A 26,182-nucleotide genomic window follows, 5' to 3' on the forward strand; every position below is an offset into this window, starting at 1 on the left:
AGGTTCGCTGTCGGCATGCCGACAGCGAACCTCTGATCTTAGTTTCCGTAGCGGCCATACCAATCTTCGGACCTCGTCCCGTCAACAAGGACACGAGACGTCCCGCCGTTCGCAACGATACGGATCGGCTCGCCGTCGAAGGTTGTGAAGCTCATCGAGATCGGCTCATCATAAAGCGAAAGCTGCTCTTCGAGGATGGAGACAGCAATACGTTCGCCAAGCCGGATGGATTCGAAATAGTCGGTGTAAAAATGGACACCGGCCATATTTCGGGCATTGGCGATGTTCATAGCCAGCTTATCCAGTTCGCCCTGGACGGTGTAACCAGCCTGGTCAGCCGAAGGTTTGAGTTCTCCCCCTTCGTTCTGGTTTCCGGCCGCAAAGTCGGGAGTGAAGACCGTCCACGGCCATGCGCGCTCGGTGACACCGTCAGCCTCAAACATTTCGAAAAACGCCTTCAAAACGGTGACGCAGGCTCCTGCCACTGTAGCATGGCCTGCTCCATAGGCGGGATGGGTTGGCGAACCTTCAGGAAAGGCCATGGGCAGGAGATAGTTATTCGCCTCCTGAATGTCTGGAAAGCCGGGGAAATCGGTCGTCAGGTTCGGTTTAGGCTGGATGGCACTGGCTGCATTGGCGGAAGCGTTGCGTGCAGCGACCGCTTGGAGAAGCGATGCCGGGATCTGCGCGGTCAAAGCGTTCACCGCGTCGGCTAGATCGCCATTGCCGAAATGGCCTGGGTTATCAGCATGGAGGGTAATCAACGCACCGGCCACTTCCGGCCTCATCCGCCGGTGGTGCATCCACTTCTGCCGCCAAACTGCCTTAAGCCCACGGGTCGCCACTTCGGTGACAAGGCTCAGGACGTGGGGACCGCCGAACGAAGCAAACGCCGACCGCGTCGCGCTTCTTGTCTCGGGGAGTCCGCGTTCGATCGGGAAACCCGCGCCGTTCAGCATGATCAGGCAGGCGACGTGATAGGCCTGATAAAGCGCATCAAAGTGCACATAGGTGGCAATATCGCGGGGGGTGGTCAGAAAGCGCCGCCGCCCCAAAAAGACATCGAAGTTGTTGGCATTGACGCCGTTCTGCGAATCCAGCCACGCGGCCCAGTTGGTCAGGTAATCGACATTTGGCTGCGCTACGATGTTGCGTTGGTCGATGATCTGGGTGCCGTAGAAAACAAAGCCGTCATTTTGTCCGACTTCGGCAAAGATCCCGCGAAACGAGGGTCCAGCGGCATTGTTCGGAGCATTGCTGCCGTTAAGGTTGACGAAGCTGCCAGCCGGCCGATCATTGGTGTTGCCGGTCAACAGGTATTGCGAGGTCCAATGCCCGTGCCTCGATCCACGGGTTGAGCCGCGGAAGAGGGCATTGCCGCCGGTGATCGTGCCGCGCGTGTCATACCGGCGCCGGGCCGCGGCCGGAAGATTTCCGACCGCGCCGCCGTTGAGGAACGGGACATTCTCAAGCGCGTCGATAACACCTTGGACCGTGATGCCCCCGCTGGCGTTGCCGGTGGCAGCAGCAAGATCGGTAAAAGGCACGTCGCGACACAGCGCCATGGCATAAAGCTCGGCCATCTCTGCCGCGAACTCCGCGCTTGCAATGACGGGCGCCGGACTGATGGCAAAGGCGCCAGCATCCGCCCCTTGCGTATCGCCGACAAGGCCAGTCAACGGGCTCGTCATCTTGCGATAATCCGGCGCACCTCCGGGGTAGATGGCGTATTGGGGGGGATTGGCATCGTCGAACGGCCCGCTGTTTGAACGGTTCGCGCCGATCGCCAGCGTTTCGAGCGAGCCGCTGTCGCCTGTCGTCAGTGCGGCGACCATCGCGTTATAAGTGGGCGCATGCACGCGGCCCAAAAGATCATGCGGCAATGCCTTGTGATAATTGGCCAGCCGTCCGGCGCCGAAAGCCGTCTCATCGCCGTTCACGGTTGTATAGCCGGCGCCCCGTTGCGTAGCCGACGGAGCAAGCCGAGCTCGGCGCTCGGCAGCTTGCTGCGCACGTGCCTGGCAGTCAGGGATGGGAATTCCAAGAGTAGTGGTCATGACGATAGCCCCTTCGTGTTGAAGACGTTGGAAGCGACCGCTGACTCGCATTCAGGCAGCCTGCATTGGGCAGGGACGACGCCAAAATGCTTGGCGTTGTCAGCTTTGATAGCCAGCGCATCAAACCGAATTGATGATGACTATTAAGTTGCTTGCTGCGATTCTTATTAGCTAAAAGTAAGTTAAAATAAGAGATGTCGAAATGCATACATCGAATCACTCGATGTATTCTCAGAAAGATGTCATTTTTTATTTTTTTGTCTACTTTTTTTGTAATTCCCGTAATCGCGGCGACATTATGGAAATTTATGCAGAAATTTCGCTTTCTGCATCAGCTGGATGAGGTGGACGAATAAAGTCGAGCTATTGCTGATGCGTCCCAATGTGCGGACACCCTCGAAGCCGATGTTCCGGATTCTACCCACTACCGGCCATGCGCAGAGCCGATGCGCAGCCCCGATAGCCGCCGGGCGGCTTCAACGGGTTTCTCGCCAGAAGCGGCAATTCGCAGAACAACCCCGTATCAGACGTTTGGTTGCGACCTGCGACTTCCTGAAAGCGGCCATGTGTTCATGGGGCTCGGAATAGCCAAAAATTGGGACTTCCCTGGCGTCCGTTCACGATGTGATGAACGGCTGGTCTCACCAAAACCCGACACCCAGGTCTTGCGCGGCCTCCAAACGCTGCTGCACATTAGCCGGTTGCTGATCAGCGCATCCTTCTTTTGAAACAGTCAAAAGCTGAATGCCCGCTGCGGGCGAGACCAAGTTGCAGCCTTGTGAATTTATGGCGCGCCAATCGGTGGGATAGACCAGATGCGGTAACAATGTTTGGATTGCGCAAGCGCCGTCCTTTTGTGATCAACTTGGCCGAGATCATTCATGCAGAGCTGCGAAGCGAGGGCTGAGACATCCAAGCTGGCATGCCCGGAACACGGCTTGCGCGCGGTTGCTCGCGTCTAGCTTCGCGCATGCGCGTGTTACGTGGTAACGCACACTGGCATGACTACATCCGAGGATTACGCTTATCTCGTAATCGATTTTGCCATGCGCAACCCAGCCGAGACACTCGACCTCACGTTGGCTAAGGACCGTTGCGGGAGGAAGATAGCGCTCCTCCTGGGTAATATTAACGTATCCAGCGATAAATTTGCGGATAGCATCGACAGCACCGGATACAAAGCGTGCGGGTTGTGCCGACATTCCTGAGCCATGGAGCTCACGGTGGGCAACAAGGGCCGCAGCTACCTGTCCAAACGGTAATTGCATCCGCAACATTACGGCGTCACCGGGTGTTGTGCCGAATGCTGTATCATGCCGCAGGTGGTCAGCAAGGTCGACAGTCCTCACCACAGTGCGAATGTCAGCGCGATTGACCGCGAAGGGTTCGCTTTCGGTCCGGCACATTCTGAGCACAGGCCATTGAGCGGCCGCTTCGAACTGGTGGCATGCTGCAATCTCCGCTTCAAGCCAGCCGAACACGCGGGTGTTGACCGGCTCGCCGTCGGCATCAAGCATCGGTTCGAAGGTCGCGAGATCCGGCCAGACTATCAGGCGGACACCATAGAGCTGCGCTTCTTGTGCGAGCGCGATTGCGGCATCGAGAATATCGCCGCGCGAACGAATGGCTGCTCGGTGGGCTAGGGAGCGCGGCGCAATGCGTTCGCTGATCCGGTGAATATTTTCCGCATTCACGACCATTGTTGATTTCCTCGCGCGCAGGCCCTGGTCAGTTGGAGGGGATGGCACGCGAAGTGCTGATTGGCGGGGCGCACCGCCCGAGCGATGCGCCCCGAAACATTCAGAACTCAAACAGTGCTTCGATGCCGACGTTGCGGCCGCGCATCAATGGCGAGAACGTGCCGGCGGTCGGATTGGGCGCAAACGGACGGCGCACGCCGGTCGAGTTCGGGCCGCCAAACGGCACCTGCGTGTCGCCGCCTTCCTGCACCTGATCAAGCAGATTGCGGCCATACAGCGACAGCGACAGCCCATCGACCGGGGTGTTCCAGGTGATGTTGGCTTCCAGATTGCTGAGATCGTTCAGCCAGCCGAAGTTGTCGTCGGTGAAGGCTGCGCGGTCACGATACTGGTAGTTCACGCGCGTCAGGATACTGCTGTTGCCAAGATCCCAGTCGTGGATGAAGCCAGCGCCAAACGTCACTGGCGGGACACGCGGCACGCTCAGGTCAAGGTCAGCGTCACTGATCAGACCATCACCCGAAATGTCGAACAAGACCCGGTCATAGCCCGCGTCAATGATCCCGATGCTGGCTGTGAAGGCGAGCGATTGGGACACGCGCATCCGCGCTTCGGCTTCGAAGCCCTTGATCGTGGCATCGGCGGTGTTGAGGATGTTCTGCACCACGCCTGCGCCGGGATCGGCAAGGTTCACTTCGCGCTGCATGTTGCCGACCTTGGTGATGTAGGCCGCCGCGTTCAGCGTGAAGTTGCCATCCATCGTCTGGAACTTGCCGCCGATTTCGTAATTATCGACTTGCTCTTCATCGAATCCAAGCTCGCCGGTTTGGTTGAAGGCGCGGTTGAACACCGCCACGTTGGTGATGCGGAAGTTGTAGCCGCCCGAACGGAAGCCCCGGCTCCAGTGGCCATAGACCTGGCTATTGGCGAACTCATATTGCAGGCCAAGCTTGGGCGACACGTTGCGGAACCGCACCTTGTCAGTAAAGCCGTTGGTTTCGCTTGCCGGATTGAAGGGCGCGGTGCCGGTGGGGCAGGTGCCTGCGATCACGGAGCAAGGAGCGCGCGGGAGCACGTAGGTTACAGCGGCATCCTTGGTTTCCTGGTTCCAGCGGATGCCGGCGATGACCGACAGAGCATCGGTCAGCTGATACTGGGCATTGGCAAACAGGCCGATCACCTCGTGATCCTGCTGGCCGCCGCCGAAGAAACGCGGGGGCTGCAGGTTGACCGGCAGGTCGCGGCGCAGGCTGCGGACTTCGGTGTAAGCGAGGTCCTGCTTGAAGTAGAACCCGCCAAAGGTAAGATCGAGATTGTCGGTCGAGATCGCGTAGCGCAGCTCGTTCGAGAACTGCTCCTGCGCGGTTTCGGTGTTCGAGTGGAATAGGAACACAGGAGTGGCATCGATGTCGCCATTGGTGGTGGCAACATAATCACGATAGCCGAAGACATTCGTCAGCGTGCCGGGGCCGATGTCGATTGTCGCTGTGAGCGATCCGGTCCAGATTTCATTGGCATAGCTGCCGGGTTCATCGATCGAGAGATCAAAGCTGTTGCGATCAAAAAAGCCTCGGTTCTGGCCTGAGGGTCCATCCCCTTCGCTTTCGAAGTAATCAAGCTTGCCAAGCAGCGTGAGCCCGCCAAGGCGGGCTTCCAGCGCGCCGCGCAGGATCTTGGTTTCGGCCTTGCCGTGGTTCTCTGACAGGTTCGGCCGCGTGGCCGCCGCAAGGTTGCGGAAGTAGCCTTCGTCCTTGTTGTAATAGGCGCCGATTTTGAACAGCAGCACGTCTTCAACGATGGGGCCGCTGAGCACCGCGCTTGTCGTGTAGTTCGCTCCGCCGCGGCCGCCATCGACGGGGCCATCGACCGCCGCACGCACTTTACCCTGGAAGGTTTCGGTCGGGTTGCCGGTGTTGATTACCACCGCGCCGCCGGTCACGTTACGGCCGAACAGCACGCCTTGCGGGCCGCGCAGGATTTCGACGCTGTCGAGGTCGAACAGGTCGAACACCACGCCGCCGTTAATGCCGAGGTATACCCCGTCAACAAAGACGCCCACTGTCGGATCGATCGAAGGGATTGAGGAATTGATCCCAAGCCCGCGGATGGAGAAGTTGGCTGTGCCGCGGCTGGTGCCGACCTGATCAAGGCTGACCGTCGGGGCCTGAAACGAAAGCCCTGCGATGTCGCGGATCTTGAACGCCTCGAGCGTGCCAGAGTTAAACGCCGTGACCGCCAGTGGCACATCCTGCACGTTTTCGGCATCCTTGGTCTTGGTGCCGGTCACGAGAATTTCGTTGATGCTATCGAGCGTGTTGCTGCGTGTCTCGGGTGCATCCTCGCCCGCATCCTGAGCCTGTGCGGCAACCGGAAGAATGGCAGTGGAGCAAAGTGCGATTGCAACGATCCGTCGCATGGCTTGGCTAGTGTTCATGTTGGCTCTCCCCTCGTGTTGTTATCTTTGTAAATTCTAGTCGTGTCTTGTCGTCTCCCGGCAGGGATGAATGGGTGGCCGAACGGCGAGCTATTGCACCGCGAGTCCGAACTGCATCCCGATTTTCTGACCCAGGTTCTGCAGCGTGTCCTGAATGCTGGCCGGGTGATGGGCATCTTCGAAGGAGGTCACCTCGCCCCAGCGATCCGCCAATGCTTCGGCGGTCATCGTGGCGTCCTTGAACATCGCGCCTTGCGCCTGTTCCCACCGCAGCTTGGCAACCCAGCCGCCGCCGACTTCGAACAAGCCGCCATTCTCACGCGAGCTTTCGTGGCACAGCAGCGCGGCGAGCGGGGTGACATGTTCAGGCCCGAGCGCATCGAGCATCTGCTGCGGCATCACCGATGCGGTCAGGCGCGATGCGGCTGTGGGCGCGATGGTGTTGGTGAAGATGCCCTTGGCCGCGCCCTCGACCGCAAGGGTATTGGCCAGGCCTACGATCCCGAGCTTCGCCGAGGAATAATTGGCCTGCCCGAAATTGCCGTAAAGGCCCGCCGCCGATGTTGTCATCAGGATGCGGCCATAGCCTGCGCTGCGCATCACATCCCACGCCGCGCGGGTGGTGCGATAGGTGCCGAGCAGGTGAACGCGGTAGATGACATCCCAGGTATCATCGCCGAGCTTGTGAAACGCGGTATCGCGCAGGATGCCGGCGTTGTTGATCAGCACGTCGACCCGGCCAAAGCTGTCCATCGCCTGCTGGATGATGCGCGCACCATCCTCGACGCTGTCGGTGTTGGCGACAGCGGTGCCACCTGCGGCCTCGATCTCGCGCACGACCTGAGCGGCGACGCTTCCGTCTGCGCCGTTGCCATCGCCCGCCGCGCCCAGATCATTCACCACCACCTGCGCACCGCGGCGGGCAAATTCCATTGCATGGCTTTTGCCAAGACCGTTGCCTGCGCCGGTTACTACTACCACCCGGCCATCATAGCTGAGGTCCATATTCATTCTCCTTGAGGAATTGCGGAAAAGCCGGCTGCCGTGTGCGCCAGCATGATCAGTTCACGGCGCGGGCGTGCCCGGCCCAATGGGGTTCGCGTAAATCGCGCTTGAGGATCTTGCCCGCAGCCGACGTTGGCAGCGCATCGCGCATCTCGATCGAGCGTGGGCATTTGTAATTGGCGATAAGCGCCTTGCAGTGCGCCTTGAGATCGTCAGCGGTCAGCGTCTGGCCGGGCTTGGGCACGATCACTGCATGAACCCGCTCGCCGAAATCGGGATCCGGAACGCCGATAACGGCGACCTGCGCCACAGCCGGATGCGCAGCGACGGCGTTTTCCACCTCGGCGCAGAACACGTTCTCACCGCCGGTAATGATCATGTCCTTGACGCGGTCGCAGATGAACAGAAACCCGTCCGCGTCCCTGTAGGCGACATCGCCGGTCTTCACCCAGCCGTCGAGGATGGTTTTGGCGGTGTCTTCCGACTTGTTCCAGTAACCCATCATCGCGCAGGGCCCGCGTGCCATGATTTCGCCGGGCACATCTGGGTCCACTTCGACACCGTCGCTATCGACGATCTTCACTTCCACGCAGGCAAAAGGCTTGCCCACGGACAACGCCTTGGGCGCGCCTGCCGCCTGATGGTGCGGTTCGAGATAGCTGATTGTCGGCCCCATTTCGGTCTGGCCATAGACATGCAGCAGACTGACCTGCGGAAGATCGGCCTGAAGCTTGGCGAGAATGGGCGCGGGGATGGGCGATGCACCGAACGACAGACACCGCAGGCTGCGCAGCTTTTCCGGCGCGTAAGCATCGCTGGCCTGGAGCATCCCGATCATTGTCGGCACCAGCAGCACGTCGGTCACCTGATGTCGCCCGATCATCGCAATCACATCGACCGGATCGAAGCGGGGCACGAACACGTGTGTCGCGCCCTGAACCATCGCGCCATGCGACATCGCCCCGTCGGCGAGGTGGAACATCGGCGTTGCGTGCAGCATCCGCCCGCCCGGTGCCATGCGGTTGGCCAGCACAATGCTGATTGCGGCGGACCACAGCGCAGTGAAAGATAGCATTACGCCCTTGGGAAAGCCGGTGGTGCCGCCGGTGTAATAGATCCCGGCAAGGTGATCGGCGGGCGTATCGTTCGCTTCGCCCGCTGCGCCGCTTGCGATCAAATCCTCGAATGCGGCAATGCCATCACTGGCCGGCGCGTCGAGGATGACCTGACGCAGGCCAGCGTCTGCCTGCCCGGCAATTGCAGCGGCAGCTTCGGCAAAGCCTGTGTCAAAGATCAGCGTGGTGATCCCGGCATCACGGATGCAGTAGAGGTTTTCATCTGCCGACCAGCGGATGTTCATCGGTACTAGCACGCCGCCCATCCACCAGATCGCGAATTGCGCTTCGAGATAGCGGGCGCTGTTCCATGCCAGAATGCCGACCCGGTCGCCGGGGGTAACGCCCAGCTTTCGCAAGCCATCGGCGGCGCGGGCGACGCGGTCGGTAAACTCTGCCCATGTGCGCTGTTCGTCGCCATCAATGGTGGCGGTTTCGTCTGCGCGGAAGGCGGCGTTGCGGCGAACGGCCTGAACCAGCAGCATGATCAGCCCACCGCGACCACAGCTTCGCCCAGCAAGGTCTGCCGCCCGTCCAGAGCTTGCGCCACCAGATTGATGCGGAGCCGGGTCTCACCGTCCACCTCGAATCTTTCGGTCACAGTGCCAGTGCAGGCAATCAGATCATGCACCTGCGTCATCGACACAAACCGAGCGCCGAAACTGCGCAATCGCACAAGGCCAGCCCAGCGCGTGACCAGCTGCGCAAGGCCGCCGAAAGATAGCATTCCGTGCGCAAACACATCGGGCAACCCGGCCCTCTTGGCGAAGTCGATGTCGATATGCGCCGGATTATGGTCGCCAGAAGCGCCCGCATAAAGCGCCAGCATGGTGCGTGTGATCGGACCGAAGGAGGTGCCGGGCAGCTGGTCGCCCACTTGCACAGCGTCGAGATTTGCATGAGCCATGGTGGTTTCTCCCCTCTCAACCAAGCCGGTGCAGCAGAGTGCGGGTGGCGGTGATCAGCGTGCCGCGCTCTGCGTGAGACACGGAGGATTCGATCGTCACGAATTCCATCAACCCGCCCTTCTTCTCGTAGAAGTCGATGATCCTGGTATCGAGTTGCAGGGCGTCGCCAGCGAACACAAGGCCGTGGTAAGCATAGCTCTCGTCGCCATGCAGCAAGCGGCGGAAGTCGCACTTCAGCAGGGCAACCAGCGAAGGCTGGCCAAGCCGGGCTCGTTCCTCATCTGCCATTGCCTCGATTGCCATGAAGAAGCTCGGCGGGGCAGGAAGGTCGGGATAGCCAGCAGCATGGGCCGCTGCGATATCGGAATGGATGGGGTCGGATTCTCCGAGGGCCTTGGCGAAAAAGCGAATCCGCCCGCGTTCGACCTCGACCGACACGGTTGGCAGTGCAAGGCCTTTGGTGCTGCGGTCGAAAAGCCCCACAGGCTTGGCCGCAACGTCGGCGTCCGACATCATCGATCTCCCATCGGCCCCATCCTGTTGGCAGATGGTGGCTCGTTGGTTTCAAATGTGATGGGGGCGCGACAAAGCGTCCAATTCATTCTTGTTGGGTGCCATGACTGACAGTCATGGCTAGACCGTGCGGGCGCGGCTTCGCATCTCTGCCAAGAAGGCACGGACGGCAGGCTTTGGGTCCCAACGCGACCGCACGGCGCAAGCCAGCGGAGACGGTGCGAAGGGGCTGACTTCGTTGATGATGCTCAAGCCATTCGAAAACAGCGAAGTTGCCGCAAGCCCTGCGGTTGTCACGCCAATCGCATCGGACGTGCCCACGATCTGCCGGACGATCGAGAAATTGTCGATCACGTGGAGATGCTTACGCCAGTCCACGCCCCGTGATTCATAAATTTCCCGGATAACAACGCCGTAGGGGCGGGAATCCGTGGGGGTGATGAAGTCGTAATCGGCTAGGTCCGCTATTGCGGTCCCGGCGCGGCCGAGCAGCGGGTGCCCCTTTCGCACGAACAATACACCCTGCATCGTCCCCACAGGATCACGCCGCACATCGCTCCACTCAGCGAAAGCGGCATCGAACCCCAGCGCAACGTCAACGCTGCCGTTGCGCAGCAACCGGATCATCCGCTCAAAGCTCGATCCGATGACTTCGTAACGGATACCGGGGTGGCGGGTGAGTAACGCGGCCAAAGGTTCGGCAAGCAGCCATTCGAGCGACGCAGGGCAAACGCCGACCCGCAGCGGCCCCGAATAGGGGTCGCCGCGCTCGCGTGAGCCTTGCAACAGCGATCGCGCATCATCCAGCAGCCGCTCGGCGCGCTCGACGAAATCGCGCCCTTCCTCGGTCATCAAGGCGCCGCGCGATGTTCTGAAGAATATCGCAAAGCCCAATTCGCGCTCCAGATCGGCGACACTCTTGGTGATACCCGATTGGGTCAGGCCAACAATCTCGGCCGCTTTGGTAAAGGAGCCGCCGTGAGCGACAGCCACGACATGGTTAAGGCGGGGATCCAGCATGTGCCATGACTAACAGGAATGAAAGGCCCGCACAATGAATTGGACGGGGCGGCGCCTGACCTCAGAAAAGATGCAGCATACCAGCACGCGAACAATCGCGGCCAGAGTGCAATTGGCAGACAAGATGCCGGGAGTGGACATGCTGAAGACCGAAGGCCGCACCGCATACGACGCGGATCACGAGATGTTTCGCGATACGGTGCGCAAATTCTTGGAACGCGAATTCCTGCCCAATTTCGACCGCTGGGAGGCGGACGGCATTATCGACCGCTCCTTCTGGCGTGCCTGCGGGGATGCGGGCCTGCTGTGCCCGACGGTTCCCGAAGAATTGGGCGGCCTGGGCCTCGATTTCCGTTATAACGCGATCATCGACGAGGAAATCGGTTACGTTGCGGGCACCCTGTCGGGCACCTCACTGCAATCGGATATCGTGGTCGATTACATTGTCGAATACGGCACCGATGAACAGAAAGCGGCTTACCTGCCCGGCATGATCTCGGGCGAATTGATCACTGCCATCGCCATGACTGAACCAGGCGCCGGAAGCGACCTCCAAGGCATACGCACCTCCGCGCGCCGCGACGGAGATCACTACGTCATCAATGGCGGCAAAACCTACATCACCAACGGCCAGAACGCCGATCTGGTGATCGTCGTGGCTAAGACCGATGCCAGCCTTGGGGCCAAGGGCACCTCGCTGATCTTGGTCGAAGCCACGCGAACCGGCTTCACCAAGGGGCGCAATCTCGACAAGATCGGCCAGCATTCGGGTGACACCTCAGAACTGTTTTTCGAAGACGTCCGGGTGCCTGTCACCAATCTTCTGGGCGATGAGAACCGCGGGTTTATCTACCTCATGAGCCAGCTGGCACAGGAACGCCTGTCGCTGGCAATCTCTGCGCAGGCCGCAGCCCAGCGCGCATTTGATGAAGCGGTGGCCTTCACCAAGGACCGCAAGGCTTTCGGCAAGACCGTGTTCGATTTCCAGAACACCCGCTTCACGCTGGCTGACCTCAAGGCCAAGCTCCAGGTCGGGTGGGCGCATATCGACTGGGCTTTGCAGCGTCATATTGAAGGCAAGCTGACCGCCGACGAGGCTTCGGCTGCAAAGCTGTGGCACACCGAAACCCAATGGCAGATCGTCGATGCGGCGCTGCAACTCCACGGCGGGGCAGGCTATATGAACGAATACACTATCGCCCGGTTGTGGCGCGATGCGCGGGTGCAGCGGATTTACGGCGGCACTTCTGAAATCATGAAGGAAATCGTGGGGCGTTCACTATGACCGGGCCTCTGGCGGGCATCCGCATCATCGAGATTGCCGGGATCGGTCCGGGGCCGTTCTGCGGCATGATGCTGGCTGATCACGGAGCCGAGGTAATCCGCATAGACCGGCCCGGCGGGCAGGCACTGGTGGGCGACCCTGCGAAAGATCTGCTCAACCGCTCGCGCCTTTCGGTCAATATCGACCTGAAGAAGCCTGAAGGCATTGCTGCTGTCCGGCGGCTGGTGGCCTCGGCTGACGGGCTGATCGAGGGCTTCCGTCCCGGCGTGATGGAGCGGCTGGGGCTGGGCCCTGATGTGCTTCTCGCTGACAATCCGAAGCTTGTTTATGGGAGGATGACGGGGTGGGGACAGGATGGCCCCTATGCGCAGGCCGCCGGGCATGATCTCAATTACATTGCGCTGTCGGGTGTGCTGGACGCGTGCGGGCGCGCAGGCGACAAGCCTACCCCGCCGATGAACCTGCTGGGCGATTTCGGCGGCGGCGGCATGATGCTCGCCTTCGGGATGGTTGCGGCGCTGCTTTCCGCTCGCACCACCGGCGCCGGACAGGTGGTCGATTGCGCCATGACTGATGGCAGCGCGGTGCTTGCAACGATGATCTGGAGCCTGCGCGCGAGCGGGCGCTGGAACGATGCGCGCGGCACCAATTTCCTCGATACCGGCGCGCATTTCTACGATTGCTATGAAACCGCAGACGGCAAGTTCATCTCCATCGCGCCGGTTGAGCCGCAATTCTATGCCGATCTGATCGCGCGGTTGGGGCTGGCGGAGGACAGCGATTTCCACGTGCAGAACGACCCGCGTCGCTGGCCGGCGCTGAAGGGCAAGCTGGAAGCCCTGTTTCGCACCCGCACGCACGACGAATGGTGCGCGCTGCTGGAGCACACCGACGCCTGCTTTGCGCCGGTCCTGTCGATGGCAGAGGCGCCGTCCCACCCGCACAATCAGGCGCGCGGCACTTTCATCGAGGTGGACGGCATCACCCAGCCTGCGCCCGCGCCCCGATACTCGGGCACCCCAACGGCTCCGCCCGTGCCCCTTTCACAGGATGCAGCGCGGTTGCAGTCGATCTGGGAGAACATCGGCTACACCGACGCCGATCTTGAAACCTTGCAAGCCGATGGCGTGATCGCCTGAACGCACCTTTGATTACAGGAGATTTTTGGATGCCTGCCAATTCCCGCGAAGTTATGGTTGCCGGTGTCGGCATGGTGCCCTTCCTCAAGCCGAGCGCCGGCGCGACCTATGACGATCTCGGCCGCGGGGCGATCCAGCTGGCGCTGGCCGATGCCGGTATTTCCTATGCCAGCGTCGAACAGGCCTATGCCGGATACGTTTTCGGTGACAGCTGTTGCGGCCAGCGCGTTGTCTATGGCGCAGGAATGACCGGCATTCCGGTGATCAACGTCAACAACAATTGTTCGACCGGATCGACTGCGCTGTTCCTTGCGCGGCAGGCGATCGCATCGGGAGCGGCGGAATGCGTGCTGGCAGTCGGGTTCGAACAGATGAACCCCGGTGCGATCGGCAGCGCCTATGCCGACCGGCCCAGTCCATTCGCCGATTTCGACGCAGCTTGCGACGAACTGGTCGATGTCGAATTGCCGCTGGCGCTGCGCTATTTCGGCGGCGCCGGGCGCGAACACATGGAAAAGTTCGGCAGCACGATCGAGGATTTCGCGAAGATCCGCGCCAAGGCCAGCCGCCATGCAGCGAAGAATCCGCTGTCGGTGTTTCGCACCGAGATGACAGCGGAAGAGGTGCTTGGCGCGCAGGTGATCTGGCCCGGCGTGATGACTCGCCCCATGGCCTGTCCGCCTACCTGCGGCGGCGCTGCGGCGCTGCTAGTGTCGCGCGACTTTGCCAAACGCCACGGGCTTGATCCGGCTGTCAGGATCGCGGCGCAGGCGATGACGACAGACACGCCTGAGACCTTCGAGACAAACAGTATGATCGCGCTGGTCGGTGCCGACATGACCCGCCGCGCCGCGCAAACAGTTTATGATACAGCCGGGGTTGGCCCGAAGGATATTGGCGTCGTCGAACTGCACGATTGCTTCGCCCACAATGAACTGATCACCTACGAAGGGCTGGGCTTCTGCGGAGAGGGTGAAGCTTCGCGCTTCATCGCGGACGGCGACAACACCTATGGCGGGCGGATCGTCACCAATCCTTCGGGCGGCCTGCTGTCGAAGGGCCACCCGCTCGGCGCCACTGGCCTCGCGCAATGCTTCGAACTGACTCACCAGCTGCGCGGCACGGCCGAAGCGCGTCAGGTTGAAGGGGTGCGACACGCGCTCCAGCATAATCTCGGTCTAGGGGGTGCCTGTGTGGTGACACTCTATGAGAAAGCCGTGGTCTGAATGGCCGTGACTCGCGACCGCCGTCAAAGCGATTGCGCGGCATGCGCGATGACCTGTTCAAGGTGAGCGTACCTTGAGGCTTTATGACGGGAATGAGGGCGCCTTGATGAAAGTCAGCTTCCCACCCAACTCCCGCCATTGGGGCTCTGCAAAGCCCCGCCCACAAGCGGACATTGCAATGCCGGACCAAGCTATCAACTTGAACGTTCCGGCCGACCAACCGGAAAAACACCGGAGCCCGACGCCGAAACCGAAGCAACATCATTGAAAAGTGGCGCGCCCGGCAGGACTCGAACCTGCTGCCTCAAGATTAGAAGTCTCGCGCTCTATCCAGATGAGCTACGGGCGCGCGCCCCGGAGGGAACAGCGCCCCAATAGCGCGCTTTGCGCGACATGGGAATCGCGCTAACCCGACAAGCGATGGAAAACCCGCCTTCCGCCGATCCGGCTGTCGCTTTCGACCGCGATCCCAGCGATGGGATCGTTGCCACCAGCCATGCGCCGGTGACTTTCCGGTATTACGATCTCGTCATGGCGAGCTTTGTGGCGATCCTGCTGCTGTCGAACGTCATCGGTGCGGCCAAACTGACCTTTGTCGATGTGCCTTTCTGGCCCGAAGGCTGGTGGCCGGCACCTGATGGCGTGTTCATTTATGGCGCGGGCATCCTGTTCTTTCCGCTCGGCTATGTGATCGGCGATGTCCTCACCGAGATTTATGGTTTTGCCAAGGCGCGGCGGGTGATCTGGACGGGCACGGCGGCGATGCTGTTCCTGGCCTTCATGTCCTATGTCGTCACCGCCCTGCCCGCTTTTGCCGGGTGGGAATGTGCCGGTTCCGGCACCTTGGCGATGAAGGGCGCTGCCGCTGCGCCTGCGGGCGACATCTGCCAGCAGACCTATGAAAGCGTGTTCGGCAGCACATGGCGGATCGTTTTCGCCTCGATCACAGCGTTCTGGGCGGGCGAGTTCGTCAATTCCTTCGTGATGGCCAAGATGAAGGTGCTCACCAAAGGGCGCGCTTTGTGGACGCGCACCATCGGATCGACCTTTGTCGGGCAAGGCGTGGACAGCCTGATCTTCTACCCGGTTGCCTTCCTCGGCATCTGGACGACCGAGGCCGTGATCACTGTCATGGTCACAAACTGGGCGCTGAAAGTGGTATGGGAAGCCGTGCTGACCCCGGTGACCTATGCAGTAGTCAACGGGCTGAAAAAGGCCGAAGGCGTCGACCTGTTCGATCTCGACACCGATTTCTCGCCCTTCGCCAGCAGCAGGGGCAAGCCAGCCTAAAGCACAATCTCCGGCACAATATCGACCCGCCATCCAAGGCTGAGCCTGCCGGAAAGCAGCTTCATGTCTTTTTCGGTCGGCTGCCCCAGCAGCGCTGCGTGGCTCTCGGCCAGTTGCAATACCAGAAAACCGTCATCGATCAGCAATCGGCTGACTTCAAGCGACCGGCGCGATTGTGCGCCGAGCCTGCGGGCGAGCCGTAATGCCAGGCCCCAGCGAACGGCCTCTTCCAGCGCCGCGTCACTGGCAAGCGCGCGCAATTCCGATGGCAAATTGAGCTGGTTGCCATTGGCGGCAATCGCGGCGGCAAGCATGGCCCGTCCAGTGCCATCGATCCCGACCCAGCGTTTATGCAATGCCCAGTTGATGGCTTGGGGCAGGCGGATGTTCGGCTCGATCCGCATTGCGCCAAGCGCCAGCATGGTCGCGGCCAACCGCAGCCGTTCGCTGCCGTGCTCGCGCGCAGGTGCGGCATCAAGCGTCCATGCCGCCATCCGCGTCGCCAACGTGGGCGCTGAGCCGCGCTCGCTGGCAAATACCGCGACCCCGGCCAACAGCGGGTCTTGCGCCCGCATGTATACGGGCAGGCGATCATAGATCAGGCCTTCACGCAGGCCCCATGATGAGAACACTACCTTTTCAGGCGCCAGCCGCGCCAACAGCGCTTGCAACAGCACTGCGGCATCGGGAAGCTTTTCCGCCCGCATCGACGAAATCCTCTCGCGCCCCTTGATCATGTCGCTCTCGATGGCAGCGAGGTTTTCGGCCAGTTCGAATGCGGCGGCAGGATCAATCTCGAATCCGTGCGGATCGCTCAGCGGATAGCCGCGCTGCGCCATCGCGAACACCGCCATCGCGCGCCATGTCCCGCCCACCAGATAGAGCGTGCCATTCTCAGCCGCTGCATTCTCCGAAAGATCCCACCCGCCCTTGCGGATCGCCTTGTCGAGCGATTTCTTCATCTCCGCCCGTCCGGCAGGCGCCTTGCGGTGATCGGGCAAGCGCAGCGTGCCGAGGGGCAATGTGCTGGCGCAATCGGTCTGGCCGCTACCGACCCGCACCAGTTCAAGACTGCCGCCGCCAAGATCAGCCACGATCCCGCGCGCATCGGGAAAGGCACCGATTACCCCGTGAGCGCTGAGCAAGGCTTCCTCCTCGCCCGAAATCACCCGCGGATCGAGGCCCATGGCGCGCAACTGTTCGACAAATTCCGGCCCGTTGGCGGCATCGCGCACCGCTGCGGTGGCAACCGTGTCGATATCGGTAATGCCGAGATCGGAAAGAAGCAGCGCAAACCGTTTCAAACCGCGCAGCGCCAGCGCCATGGCTTCGTCAGCCAGCCGACCGGTTGCGGCAATTTCGCGGCCCAGCTTGGCGGTGACTTTTTCGTTCAACAGCACTGTGGGCGCACGCATGGTGCCGCCATAGACAACCAGCCGCACAGTGTTCGATCCGATGTCGATAATCGCGCGTTCGGGCCTGACCCCGGCCATCGCGCCATCGCGCTCTGCCCGCCGTTTGCCATAGGTCATCAGGCCGCTCCCCGCCGCAAGGTAAGTTTGGGCACAGCCCCTGCCTCCAGTGCCCCGCCGCGTCCGGAAAGCGATGGGTTGGTCATGAAATAACGGTGGCAATTAAACGGTTTGTTCCCGTCAGCTTCGGCCGCTTCGACACGCGAATAGCTGCCGTCGGCATGCAGCCACCAGCTTTGTTCGGTGTCGAGCATGTTGGCCAGCAGCACCTGTTGCAACACCTGATCGTGCACCGTGCGGTTGAGGATCGGGATCAGCGCCTCGACCCGGCGGTCAAGGTTGCGGCCCATCATGTCGGCAGACGCAATAAACACCGCCGCATGGGCGCTGGGCATGTTGTGGCCGTTGGCAAAGGCATAGATGCGGCTGTGTTCGAGGAACCGTCCGATGATCGATTTCACCCGGATATTCTCGCTCATGCCTTCAACACCGGGGCGCAGACAGCAGATGCCGCGCACCATCAGTTCAATCTGCACGCCGGCATTGCTGGCGGCATAAAGCCGGTCGATCACGCCTTCATCGGTCAGCTGGTTGCACTTGAACCAGACAGCTGCAGGCTTTCCGGCCTGCGCATTGGCGATTTCATTGTCGATACGGGCATAGATTTCGCTGCGCAGGTCGATCGGGGCGATGTGGATGCGCTCAAGGCTGTGCGGCTCGACATAACCGGTGACGAAGTTGAACATCTTGGCCGCATCGCGCCCCAGCTTGGGATCGGCGGTGAAGAAGCTGAGGTCGGTATACACCTTGGCGGTCATGGGGTGATAATTGCCGGTACCGAAGTGGCAATAGGTGCGAAAGCCATCACCTTCGCGACGCACCACCATGGCCACCTTGGCGTGGGTTTTCCAGTCGGTGAAACCATAGATCACCTGCACCCCGGCGCGTTCCAGCTTGCTGGCCCATTTGAGGTTCTGTTCCTCGTCAAAGCGGGCTTTCAGTTCCACCACGGCAGTGACCGATTTTCCCGCTTCGGCAGCTTCGATCAGCGCGTTGATCACCGCGCTTTGCGAACCGGCGCGGTACAGCGTCTGCTTGATCGCCACCACGTCGGGATCGGCAGCGGCCTGGCGGATGAAATCCACCACCACTTCGAAACTTTCATAGGGGTGATGGATGATGATGTCTTTTTCCCGCACAGCAGAAAAGACATCGCCATCATGCTCGCGCACACGCTCGGGCAGGCGCGGGGAATAGGCGCTGAACTTGAGATCAGGCCGGTCTTCGCGGACAATCTCGGCCAGCCCGTCGATCCCGATCATCCCGTCGGTCTTGATCAGGGCAGCTTCGTTGATCCCAAGCTGATCGAGCAGCAGGGCTTCGGCGGCGGGATCGAAATCTTCCTCGATCTCCAGCTGGATCACCTGCCCGCGCCGCCGCCGCTGGATCGCGCTGCGGAAGGTGCGCACCAGATCTTCGGCCTCTTCCTCGATCTCGATATCGCTGTCGCGCAACACCCGGAACAACCCGTCGCCCTGGATGGTGAAGCCGGGGAACAGCGCTGCGGCATAGCGCTGGATCATCCTTGCGATCGAGATGTAGAGCACACCGCTGCCCTCGGTCACGCTGGCGGGCACGCGCACGAAGCGCGGCAGGGCGCTGGGGATCAGCACCATTTCGATCAGCTGTTCGCGGGTGGCATCGCGGGTCAGGGTGAATAGCAGCCCCATGCCCTCGTTCTGCACGAACGGGAACGGGTGCGCCGGATCAAGCGCCTGCGGCGTGATGATCGGCAGGATCTCGTTGAGGAAATAGGTTTTCAGCCACTTGTGCGCTGCCGGGCTGACGCGCTGTTCATCGGCGATATGGATGTCCGCGCCCGCCAACCCGTCACGCACCGCGCGCCAGATGGTCTGCTGCATGGTGCTCAGCTCGACCAGCTTTTCGCGGATCGCGGCCAGTTGCTGCGAAGGGCTGCGACCATCGAGCGATGGCGCGGCAAGCCCGCGCTGCACCTGCCCGACCAGCCCGGCCACGCGGATCATCATGAATTCATCGAGATTGCTGCCCGAAATCGACAGGAACCGCAGCCGTTCCAGCAGCGGATATCTTTCGTTCTGCGCCTCTGCCAACACCCGCTGGTTGAATTGCAGCCACGAAAGCTCGCGGTTGAAATAGGGCGATTCGTCAACGCCAAGCTCGCTCATCTGCGCAGCCCCCGGTCTTTCGGGAATGGGCTTATTGCCGATCGGTGACGTGCTCATCGCTTTCCTGTTCCGCCTGACGCCGGTGCATTGCTCGGGGGCGCTCCCGCAAGCCCCATGTTCGCTTGGCCGCGAGGTGTAAATCAGCAAGCAGGGCTTGTCACACCAATGTCAGATGCGGAGGCAGATGAACAGCGGCTAGACCAGATCGCGGCTGTCGGCGATCTGGGTGATCCCGCGCTTGCCATTGGCGTCGCGGCCCAATTGCACGATCACGTCGATCACGCTGGCGGCATAGGCGATGGTATCCGACCGGGTGAGGCCGATCCCGGTCTGCATGACCATCAGGCTCAATTGTTCAAGCGCACCGCGCAAGCTGTTGGCGTGGATCGTGGAAAAGCTGCCCGGATGGCCGGTGTTGATGGCGCGCAGAAAGCTGACGCTTTCCGCACCGCGCAATTCGCCCAGCACGATGCGGTCAGGGCGCAGGCGCAAGGCGGCCTGCAGCAGTTCATTGGCGGTAACCTTGGCCTCTCCCAGCTCGCCCTTGATCGCGACGAGGCCGACAGCGTTTTCGCCGGGGAATTTCAGTTCGGGTGTATCCTCCACCATCACCACCCGTTCCGCACGGGGGATTTCGCCCAGCATCGCGTTGAGGAAGGTGGTTTTGCCGGTGCTGGTGCCGCCCGAAATCAGGATCGTGCGCCGCGCCCGGATGGCGGCGCGCAGGAAAGCAATCGGCTGCAGTTGCGGATCGGGCAGCGCAACATGGCCCTCGCCCACCAGCGGGCCGGTGTCATAGGCATCGAGTGGCAGATCAAGCCGGCGGTGGCGGCGGATTGCCATGACCCAGTGTTTGCGGCTGGCAGGCGGGCCGCAGAATTGCACACGCGCGCCGTCTGGCAGTGTTGCGCCCAGCAAGGGATGTTCGCGGTTGATCCCCTGATGACTGACGCGGGCGACCTGTTCAGCCAGGCGCTGCACCAGCCGGTCGTCAATCTCCGGTGTTTCGATGCGCTGCATTCCGGGGCTGGCTGCGTCTTCGATCCAAACCTCGCCCGGACGGTTGACCATGATTTCGGTCACAGTGTCACGGTCAAGCCAGCGGCGGAACGGGGCGAGATAGGCGTCGAGATAGACGCTGCGTTCGGCGGACAGCGGGATTGCCGCTTCGCCCCCGTTTTCGCCCCCAACTTCGCCTTCGCCCATGTTCAACCGGTGGATGTCCGCGCTCACGGGATCAGCTGCCGACGCTGCTGAAATCGAGATCGCGGGCGGTGAACACGCGGATTGGTTCCCCGGCGCGCACGCGGATGGTGGGGCTTATCTGGCCTTGGGATTGCACAGACGAATTGGCCGCGCCCTGCGCACCTGCACCGACAATCAGCCCGCCGACCCCACCGGTCGCCACCGCCCCCAGCCCACCGATTATCGAGAATAACAGGCCCGAACCGAACCGCTTGAGGAAGTGGCTGTTCACATCGCCCTCAAGCCCGGTTGTCCCGTCAAAACCCACTGCGGGGGAGGCGAGGTTGACCGAAACGCCATCGGGCCGGATCAGCCGCGTCCACACCACATAGGCGCGCCGCTGGCCCTGCTCCACGCCTGCCTGATACTGCCCGATCAGTCGCGATGAACGGGGCACCAGAATGCGCTTGCCATCGAAGCTGCGGACATCCTGACTGACCACTGCACGGACATAGCCGGGCACATCGGTGTTGATCGCGGTTTCTAGGATCGCGGGGATCAGCGTGCCTTCTGTCACCGTGGTCGAAGGATTGACCATTGGCCGCGCCTGCGCAGGCGCACCACCCACACCGCCCACGCGGCTGGCAAAGGCTGCCGCACCGCCAATACCTGCGACATCGCCAGCGGCATTGACCGGAGCGGCGCCAATCGGGGCCTCTGCCTGACGCAGACCCCGCGCCGCAGTGCTATCGAACACAAGGCCGGGGCTGGCATAGGGATTGGTCGCCGGAACCGTCGCCATCCCAGGATTGCCGGCATAGACCGGCGTCGGTGCAGGATCGGCCTGCGGCACGACAGGCACGGCACCGGGCTGCTGCGAGGGATCGGCGATCGGCTCGACCGGCGCAGCGGCCTGCGGCGGCGCGACTGCGGGATTGCCGATGCCTTGCGGATCGGGCGTGGACGGAGTGCTCATTGCCCAGAACGTCAACGCACCCACAAGCCCGATGAAGGCGACCCCCGCAGCGAGCTGCAATCCGTCGCCCTTGGCCTTGCGGTCGGTGACAGCGGGGAAAGCCGCGCGGCTTGCCAGATCGATGATCTCGGCGGATTCGCGCTCACGCGGATCGCCCGTAACGTCGTTGTCCGGCGCGCCCTTTTTCGGCGGCATACGATTGGCAAGGCGCATCAATTGGTCTCCCTTGCAGGTTTGGCAATATCAAGACCCGCGCTGCGGGCGGACGGGCGCGCTGGCCCGGTGTTTGTCAGAGAAGCTGAATCGCGCCCTGATCGCAGGATGATCTGCGAAGGAACCCCTTGCACCACCACGGTTTCCCCGCGGGTGGTGAAGTTGACGGGGCCTTCTAGGCCCTCTTCGTTGAGCACAAGGATCGCCGGAATGTCGGTGCCTTGCGGCCACATCAGGAACACTGCTTCGCCATCATCAAAGGCGCGCTGCGGCAGCAGTTTGGCTGTCCCTGCCGAAGCCCAGGCGAAGTTGAGACTGGCCGGATCGGATATCGCGTAAGGGTCGGACGCTGCGGCCATTTCCACCGGATCGGCCGCAGCGCGCAGGGCCTGCGCCTCGGCCTCGGCAGCGGCGGCGAGACGCGCTTCCTCGGCCGCTTTCTCAAGCTCGGGATAGCGGAATTGCAGCACGTAAAGCGCTGAATTGCGGGGGCTTGCCACCAGATCGAACAGATAGGTGCGCCGGTCCGTCACCACCGTCATGTTGGTGCGCGCATCCACTTCCAGCGGCTTCACGAACAGGATGGTCTGCGCCTTGTTCGGCTGCACCTGCCACGCCAGCGAATCACCGATGGCGACATTCTCGATCATCTCGTCGGGGGCGAACTTGATGGTGGTCTGCACCTTCACCTTGCCATCGATCCGCACCACGGCGTTTTCATCAAACACCCGCGTTTGCAGACGGTTGTCCTGCCCGAAAGCCGGCGCGGCAAGCGTGAGGGCGAGCGCGGCGAGAATGGCGGCGCGGGTCATTGGTACGTCTCCGGTGGGGTGGTTACGGCAGGCTTGGTGGCCGCCTTGTTCGGGCTGGCGGAACGGAAGCGGTTACCGATGCCGCGGGTGCGCGAGGTCGCGGGATTGATCGGCGTCACCTGCGCGCCGCCTGTGGTCGCATAAACGCGTGTTTCACGTGAAACATTGCCCGCTGGCCCCGTATCATTGGCGGCAATCGCAGGCGAGGCGGCAGCAAGGTCGACCCTGCGCGCAGCAAGGCCGGGGCTAACCGGCGCGACATTGGTGTTGCGCGGCGCGGTGGCGGCAGACGCAGGCGGGGCGAGCGCACGCGGGCCATCATCGCGGCGGCCGCGATCCTTGCCCGGCACCAGACCGAACACCTGCCAGCCGCTCACCATCGTGCCCGCCACCTTCAGCGCCATGAACATCAGCGCCATGTGCACCGCGCCGACCAGAAAGAACGCCATCGCCGCGTTCTGATCGATCTGTCCCGGAACCGCCACCAGCGCGGCAAGGATCGGCACCGACAGTTCAAGCATGATCGATCCGCCCAGCACCGCAAACAGCGGCGTCAGCGCCAGCATCACCAGGCCTTTGAGCCAGCCGGTGAACAGCCCGCGCGTGCCTTCGAACAGCGCCAGCACCACGAAAATCGGGCCGATCGCCAGCAGCAGCGCCAGCCCGATCCGCGCTGTCACCAAGAGACCAACCGTGCCGAGCAGCAGCAACATGGCGCCAAACCACATCATCCCGCGCGGCGAGAAGGCGCTGATTTCATTGGTATCCCCGCTCGCCTGCTGGATCGCGAGGAACACCACATCCAGCTTTTGCGCAAATGTCGCCGTGGCCGATCCTTGCGTACCGGTCAGGATGCCCGCGATCTGGTCGGGCCCGCCGATAAAGATGTTGTAGAAGATGGTCGAAAAGGCGACGAAACTGGTGGCGAAGGTCAGCACCAGCCCCAGCGTCATCATCTTGGGCAGCAGCGCACGCACCGAAAGGTTGGCGCGGCCCATCATCAGCGAAATGCCGAAGAAGGCGACATAGAGCCCCAGCAGCAGCGTCAGGGCGAAGGCCAATTGGCCCTCGCTGCCGAACAGGCGGTTGAAGGCCTGTTCGGAAACGCCGCTGGCGATGCAATCCACCGCCGTCAGCGCTGACGAAACGCCTGTGCCCATCGCCTGGGCGGCCAGATCGCAGGCCGTGCTCATTCGGCGGCCTGCCATACGGGCTGGCCATCAATATCAACCTCGCCATCGGGCCAATCGCGCCCGGTCAGCGCGGGATACCATGCCGAAGGTTCGTCCCCCACCGCCTCACGCAGCAGATCGAGACGGCGCACCGCACTTTCGCGGCCCGACAGGATCGTCAGCACTTCGGGCGCGCCGGACAGATCAAGCCGCACGACGACGCTGGCATCGGGCTGACGCACGAGGAAACAACGCGAGTGCGCGGGCAGCGAGCGGATCAGCGCGAATTCGTGGTCCGTCAGGCCGAACCCGTTGCAATAATCTTCGGGCCGGGCGCGGCTGTTGGGCATGAACACCATTGTCGCAGTCTGTTCGACCAGCGCGGTGGAAATCCGGCTGTCGAGCGCATCGCGCGCCGATTGCGTGGCAAACCCGACCAGCGCGTTGCGTTTGCGCAGGGTCTTCAGCCAATCGCGGATGCGCGCGGCGAACACCTCGTCATCCAGCGCCTTCCAGCCTTCATCGATCAGGATCATGGTTGGCTGCCCGTCCAGCCGTTCATCGATACGGTGGAACAGATACATCATCGTCGGCGTGCGCAGGCGCGGGTTTTCCAGCAGCGCAGTCATATCGAAGCCGAGCACGCGTTCGGACAGATCAAGCCGGTCACGTTCGTTGTCGAACAGCCAGCTATGCTCGCCGCTCCCGATCCATGCGGCCAAGCGGTCAGCCAGATCGCCCGGCTGCGGGCGGCGGGTGCCCGAAAGCAGTTCCTTGAAATGCCTCAGGCGGCGCAGGGAAGCGTCGTTGGCATAGGTGGCATCGACCGCCGCAGAAATGGTCGAAAACTCCTCCGGCCCGTCAGCCTTCAGCAGCACGGCGAGCCAATCGCGGAGGAAGGCGCGGTTGGCAGAGGTATCGGGCAGCGAAAGCGGGTTGAAACCGGTGGGCATCCCCGGCGCGATCCGGTCATACCGCCCGCCGATCCCGCGAATGAACAGTTCCGCCCCGCGGTCCTTGTCGAACAGGATGGTGCGCGGTTTGAACTTCTGCGCCTGCGCGGCGAGGAAGTTCATCACCACGGTCTTGCCCGAACCGCTCGGCCCGATGACGCTGAAATTGCCCAGATCGCCGTGGTGGAAGTTGAAAAAGAACGGCGTGGCGCTGGTGGTTTCCAGCAGCGTCACCGCATCGCCCCAGTGGTTGCCGCTCGCCTGCCCCAGCGCAAAACCGTGGAACGAGCCAAAGCCTGCCATATTGGCCGAGGAAATCAGCGCACGGCGCACGATATATTCCTCGTTCCCGGGGAACTGTGCCCAGAATGCGGGTTCGAGATTGGTATCCTCCCGCACCGCAATCGCGCCGGTATCAGCCAGCGCGGCGGCGCAGGACGCCATGGCGTCATCGAGGCGCGGCAGCGTGGTTTCGCGCACCAGCACGGTCAGGTGATGATCGCCAAAGCCCACCGCGCCATTGCCCAGCGCATCGCGCGCGGCGAGCATTTCATTGCGTTCGGCAGCGGCTTCCTCATCCACCGAGCGCGAGCGCCGCAGCGCAAGGTCGATCCGTTCTTTCGCCGTGGTGCGTTCGTTGGGGGCGTAGCTTTCGGTCACGACCATTTCGAACGGCAGGCGCAGCAGGTTGTCGAGCAGACCCGGCGAGGTCGCCTCGGGATAGTCTTTCAGTCCGAGGATGGCGGCGAAATCGGGAGCGGCGCTGCCGCGCAGTTCCATCGCATCCAGTCCGAAACTGGCGCGGCGATAGGGCAGCATGTGGCCGATATCGGTTTCCGGCGCAGGGCGGCGCACCGGTCGCATTTCGCCATTATAGAGCGCCGAGAGCAGTTCGAGCATCTCGGAATTGGTGCCGCCATCCGATGCCGGTGCCTGGTAGTCACCGAGCACCACCGCGCCGTAATTCTGCAAGGACGCAACCAGTCCGGTGATCGCGGCCCTGAGGCTGCGGATATCCTTGGGATCGGCCTCCGGCTCGTCCTGCCCTGAGCGTGAGAACAGCTTGCTCATGCGTTCCGGCAGGCCGGTCTTGCCGCGTGCGGGGCGGCGGATCAGGGTGACGAACTGATCGTTGATGAACAGCGATCCGCCCGCCAGCCGCTGTTTCCAGCGCGCATCGATATGGCGCGACAGGGCATCGGGGAATTCGGCTTCCAGCTCCACTTCCACCCGGCGGCGGATGACGTGGTGATACATCACGAAGCGCGCATCGAGGGTGGAACGCAGCATCACCTCGCGGGTGGCGGCGTGGGCGTTCAATGCGTCGGAATCCTCGGTTTCGAACAGCAGGCCCGGCACCTGAATGGCGCTCATCACGCTGCCATCGCGCAGCAGCACGGTGTTTTCGTCCACCAGCCGCGCATAGGGCAGCCGGTCGCCGACCTTGGCTTCCTTGGCGCTCCAGGCGGCGGCTCCGATCCATTTCACCATGAAAAGGCG

The 26,182-nt window shown here is 62.1% G+C and carries 19 protein-coding genes and 1 tRNA gene; 4 read left to right on the forward strand and 16 right to left on the reverse strand.

The annotated features are described in order from the left end of the window. Positions 1-38: 38 nt before the first annotated feature. The 8 genes from IP79_RS12800 to IP79_RS12840 form a co-directional block, all read right to left on the reverse strand. A complete protein-coding gene (locus IP79_RS12800; RefSeq protein WP_156318337.1) occupies positions 39-2,057 on the reverse strand; it encodes a vanadium-dependent haloperoxidase in 2,019 nt (672 codons plus the stop codon). An 875-nt stretch (positions 2,058-2,932) separates the two neighbouring features. After that, entirely contained in the window at positions 2,933-3,757 is an 825-nt protein-coding gene (locus IP79_RS15285) for a helix-turn-helix transcriptional regulator (RefSeq protein ID WP_082337211.1), read from the reverse strand. A 100-nt stretch (positions 3,758-3,857) separates the two neighbouring features. After that, complete coding sequence (locus tag IP79_RS12815; protein WP_054119703.1) at positions 3,858-6,191, reverse strand: TonB-dependent receptor; 2,334 nt, start codon at positions 6,189-6,191, stop codon at positions 3,858-3,860. A gap of 90 nt (positions 6,192-6,281) precedes the next feature. Then, positions 6,282-7,196 carry an SDR family oxidoreductase gene (locus tag IP79_RS12820; protein WP_233994205.1) on the reverse strand — a complete coding sequence of 305 codons (915 nt, stop codon included), beginning with the start codon at positions 7,194-7,196 and terminating at the stop codon, positions 6,282-6,284. Between the two features lie 55 nt (positions 7,197-7,251). After that, positions 7,252-8,796, reverse strand: a complete 1,545-nt coding sequence (locus IP79_RS12825) for a class I adenylate-forming enzyme family protein (RefSeq protein WP_054119705.1) — start codon at positions 8,794-8,796, stop codon at positions 7,252-7,254. A gap of 2 nt (positions 8,797-8,798) precedes the next feature. Continuing rightward, entirely contained in the window at positions 8,799-9,218 is a 420-nt protein-coding gene (locus IP79_RS12830; protein WP_054119706.1) for a MaoC/PaaZ C-terminal domain-containing protein, read from the reverse strand. Between the two features lie 16 nt (positions 9,219-9,234). After that, the gene (locus IP79_RS12835; RefSeq protein ID WP_197273820.1) at positions 9,235-9,735 is read right to left on the reverse strand and encodes a MaoC family dehydratase N-terminal domain-containing protein; all 501 of its coding nucleotides are present in this window, start codon (positions 9,733-9,735) and stop codon (positions 9,235-9,237) included. Positions 9,736-9,852: 117 nt separating this feature from the next. Further along, positions 9,853-10,752: a LysR family transcriptional regulator gene (locus IP79_RS12840; protein ID WP_054119707.1), complete on the reverse strand. Its 900-nt coding sequence runs from the start codon at positions 10,750-10,752 to the stop codon at positions 9,853-9,855. A 139-nt stretch (positions 10,753-10,891) separates the two neighbouring features. On the opposite strand from IP79_RS12840, the gene IP79_RS12845 reads away from it, so the two are divergent. The 3 genes from IP79_RS12845 to IP79_RS12855 are packed head-to-tail and all read left to right on the forward strand — an operon-like array spanning position 10,892 to position 14,402. Further along, positions 10,892-12,037 carry an acyl-CoA dehydrogenase family protein gene (locus IP79_RS12845; RefSeq protein WP_054119746.1) on the forward strand — a complete coding sequence of 382 codons (1,146 nt, stop codon included), beginning with the start codon at positions 10,892-10,894 and terminating at the stop codon, positions 12,035-12,037. Next, on the forward strand, positions 12,034-13,176 hold the full coding sequence (locus IP79_RS12850; RefSeq protein WP_054119708.1) for a CaiB/BaiF CoA transferase family protein: 1,143 nt from the start codon (positions 12,034-12,036) through the stop codon (positions 13,174-13,176). The genes IP79_RS12845 and IP79_RS12850 overlap by 4 nt, the downstream gene beginning before the upstream one ends. Before the next feature lie 29 nt (positions 13,177-13,205). Then, positions 13,206-14,402, forward strand: coding sequence for a lipid-transfer protein (locus IP79_RS12855; RefSeq protein WP_054119709.1), 1,197 nt, complete (start codon positions 13,206-13,208; stop codon positions 14,400-14,402). A gap of 272 nt (positions 14,403-14,674) precedes the next feature. Here the strand turns inward: IP79_RS12855 and IP79_RS12860 are convergent. Beyond that, positions 14,675-14,751 (reverse strand) — tRNA-Arg (locus tag IP79_RS12860). A 71-nt stretch (positions 14,752-14,822) separates the two neighbouring features. Here IP79_RS12860 and IP79_RS12865 point away from each other — a divergent pair. Then, complete coding sequence (locus IP79_RS12865; protein WP_082337212.1) at positions 14,823-15,692, forward strand: queuosine precursor transporter; 870 nt, start codon at positions 14,823-14,825, stop codon at positions 15,690-15,692. Here IP79_RS12865 and IP79_RS12870 read toward each other — a convergent pair. The 7 genes from IP79_RS12870 to IP79_RS12900 form a co-directional block, all read right to left on the reverse strand. Beyond that, entirely contained in the window at positions 15,689-17,224 is a 1,536-nt protein-coding gene (locus IP79_RS12870; protein WP_054119710.1) for a Ppx/GppA family phosphatase, read from the reverse strand. The two genes, IP79_RS12865 and IP79_RS12870, sit on opposite strands and share 4 nt — an antisense overlap. Further along, positions 17,224-19,371: an RNA degradosome polyphosphate kinase gene (locus tag IP79_RS12875; RefSeq protein WP_054119748.1), complete on the reverse strand. Its 2,148-nt coding sequence runs from the start codon at positions 19,369-19,371 to the stop codon at positions 17,224-17,226. The genes IP79_RS12870 and IP79_RS12875 overlap by 1 nt, the downstream gene beginning before the upstream one ends. Positions 19,372-19,566: 195 nt before the next feature. Further along, a complete protein-coding gene (gene virB11 / locus IP79_RS12880) occupies positions 19,567-20,604 on the reverse strand; it encodes a P-type DNA transfer ATPase VirB11 (RefSeq protein ID WP_082337214.1) in 1,038 nt (345 codons plus the stop codon). 4 nt (positions 20,605-20,608) lie between these two features. After that, the gene (locus tag IP79_RS12885; protein WP_054119712.1) at positions 20,609-21,745 is read right to left on the reverse strand and encodes a TrbI/VirB10 family protein; all 1,137 of its coding nucleotides are present in this window, start codon (positions 21,743-21,745) and stop codon (positions 20,609-20,611) included. Further along, complete coding sequence (locus IP79_RS12890; protein ID WP_054119713.1) at positions 21,745-22,557, reverse strand: TrbG/VirB9 family P-type conjugative transfer protein; 813 nt, start codon at positions 22,555-22,557, stop codon at positions 21,745-21,747. Before IP79_RS12890 ends, IP79_RS12885 begins: the two co-directional genes overlap by 1 nt. Continuing rightward, the gene (locus IP79_RS12895; protein WP_054119714.1) at positions 22,554-23,750 is read right to left on the reverse strand and encodes a type IV secretion system protein; all 1,197 of its coding nucleotides are present in this window, start codon (positions 23,748-23,750) and stop codon (positions 22,554-22,556) included. Before IP79_RS12895 ends, IP79_RS12890 begins: the two co-directional genes overlap by 4 nt. Continuing rightward, positions 23,747-26,173, reverse strand: coding sequence for a VirB4 family type IV secretion/conjugal transfer ATPase (locus IP79_RS12900; RefSeq protein ID WP_054119715.1), 2,427 nt, complete (start codon positions 26,171-26,173; stop codon positions 23,747-23,749). The genes IP79_RS12895 and IP79_RS12900 overlap by 4 nt, the downstream gene beginning before the upstream one ends. Positions 26,174-26,182: the final 9 nt, after the last annotated feature.

The sequence above is a fragment of the Porphyrobacter sp. AAP60 genome (assembly GCF_001296025.1).
GTDB lineage: Bacteria > Pseudomonadota > Alphaproteobacteria > Sphingomonadales > Sphingomonadaceae > Erythrobacter.

Bases quoted from the DNA above. Each gene is read 5' to 3' on its own strand.
- IP79_RS12885 (WP_054119712.1), bottom strand. From the start codon at position 21,745: ATGCGCCTTGCCAATCGTATGCCGCCGAAAAAGGGCGCGCCGGACAAC.
- IP79_RS12840 (WP_054119707.1), bottom strand. From the start codon at position 10,752: ATGCTGGATCCCCGCCTTAACCATGTCGTGGCTGTCGCTCACGGCGGC.
- IP79_RS12895 (WP_054119714.1), bottom strand. From the start codon at position 23,750: ATGAGCACGGCCTGCGATCTGGCCGCCCAGGCGATGGGCACAGGCGTT.
- IP79_RS12820 (WP_233994205.1), bottom strand. From the start codon at position 7,196: ATGGACCTCAGCTATGATGGCCGGGTGGTAGTAGTAACCGGCGCAGGC.
- IP79_RS12800 (WP_156318337.1), bottom strand. From the start codon at position 2,057: ATGACCACTACTCTTGGAATTCCCATCCCTGACTGCCAGGCACGTGCG.
- IP79_RS12845 (WP_054119746.1), top strand. From the start codon at position 10,892: ATGCTGAAGACCGAAGGCCGCACCGCATACGACGCGGATCACGAGATG.
- IP79_RS12890 (WP_054119713.1), bottom strand. From the start codon at position 22,557: ATGACCCGCGCCGCCATTCTCGCCGCGCTCGCCCTCACGCTTGCCGCG.
- IP79_RS12830 (WP_054119706.1), bottom strand. From the start codon at position 9,218: ATGGCTCATGCAAATCTCGACGCTGTGCAAGTGGGCGACCAGCTGCCC.
- IP79_RS12815 (WP_054119703.1), bottom strand. From the start codon at position 6,191: ATGAACACTAGCCAAGCCATGCGACGGATCGTTGCAATCGCACTTTGC.
- IP79_RS12875 (WP_054119748.1), bottom strand. From the start codon at position 19,371: ATGAGCGAGCTTGGCGTTGACGAATCGCCCTATTTCAACCGCGAGCTT.
- IP79_RS12870 (WP_054119710.1), bottom strand. From the start codon at position 17,224: ATGACCTATGGCAAACGGCGGGCAGAGCGCGATGGCGCGATGGCCGGG.
- IP79_RS12855 (WP_054119709.1), top strand. From the start codon at position 13,206: ATGCCTGCCAATTCCCGCGAAGTTATGGTTGCCGGTGTCGGCATGGTG.
- IP79_RS12835 (WP_197273820.1), bottom strand. From the start codon at position 9,735: ATGATGTCGGACGCCGACGTTGCGGCCAAGCCTGTGGGGCTTTTCGAC.
- IP79_RS12850 (WP_054119708.1), top strand. From the start codon at position 12,034: ATGACCGGGCCTCTGGCGGGCATCCGCATCATCGAGATTGCCGGGATC.
- IP79_RS12900 (WP_054119715.1), bottom strand. From the start codon at position 26,173: ATGGTGAAATGGATCGGAGCCGCCGCCTGGAGCGCCAAGGAAGCCAAG.
- IP79_RS15285 (WP_082337211.1), bottom strand. From the start codon at position 3,757: ATGGTCGTGAATGCGGAAAATATTCACCGGATCAGCGAACGCATTGCG.
- IP79_RS12825 (WP_054119705.1), bottom strand. From the start codon at position 8,796: ATGCTGCTGGTTCAGGCCGTTCGCCGCAACGCCGCCTTCCGCGCAGAC.
- IP79_RS12865 (WP_082337212.1), top strand. From the start codon at position 14,823: ATGGAAAACCCGCCTTCCGCCGATCCGGCTGTCGCTTTCGACCGCGAT.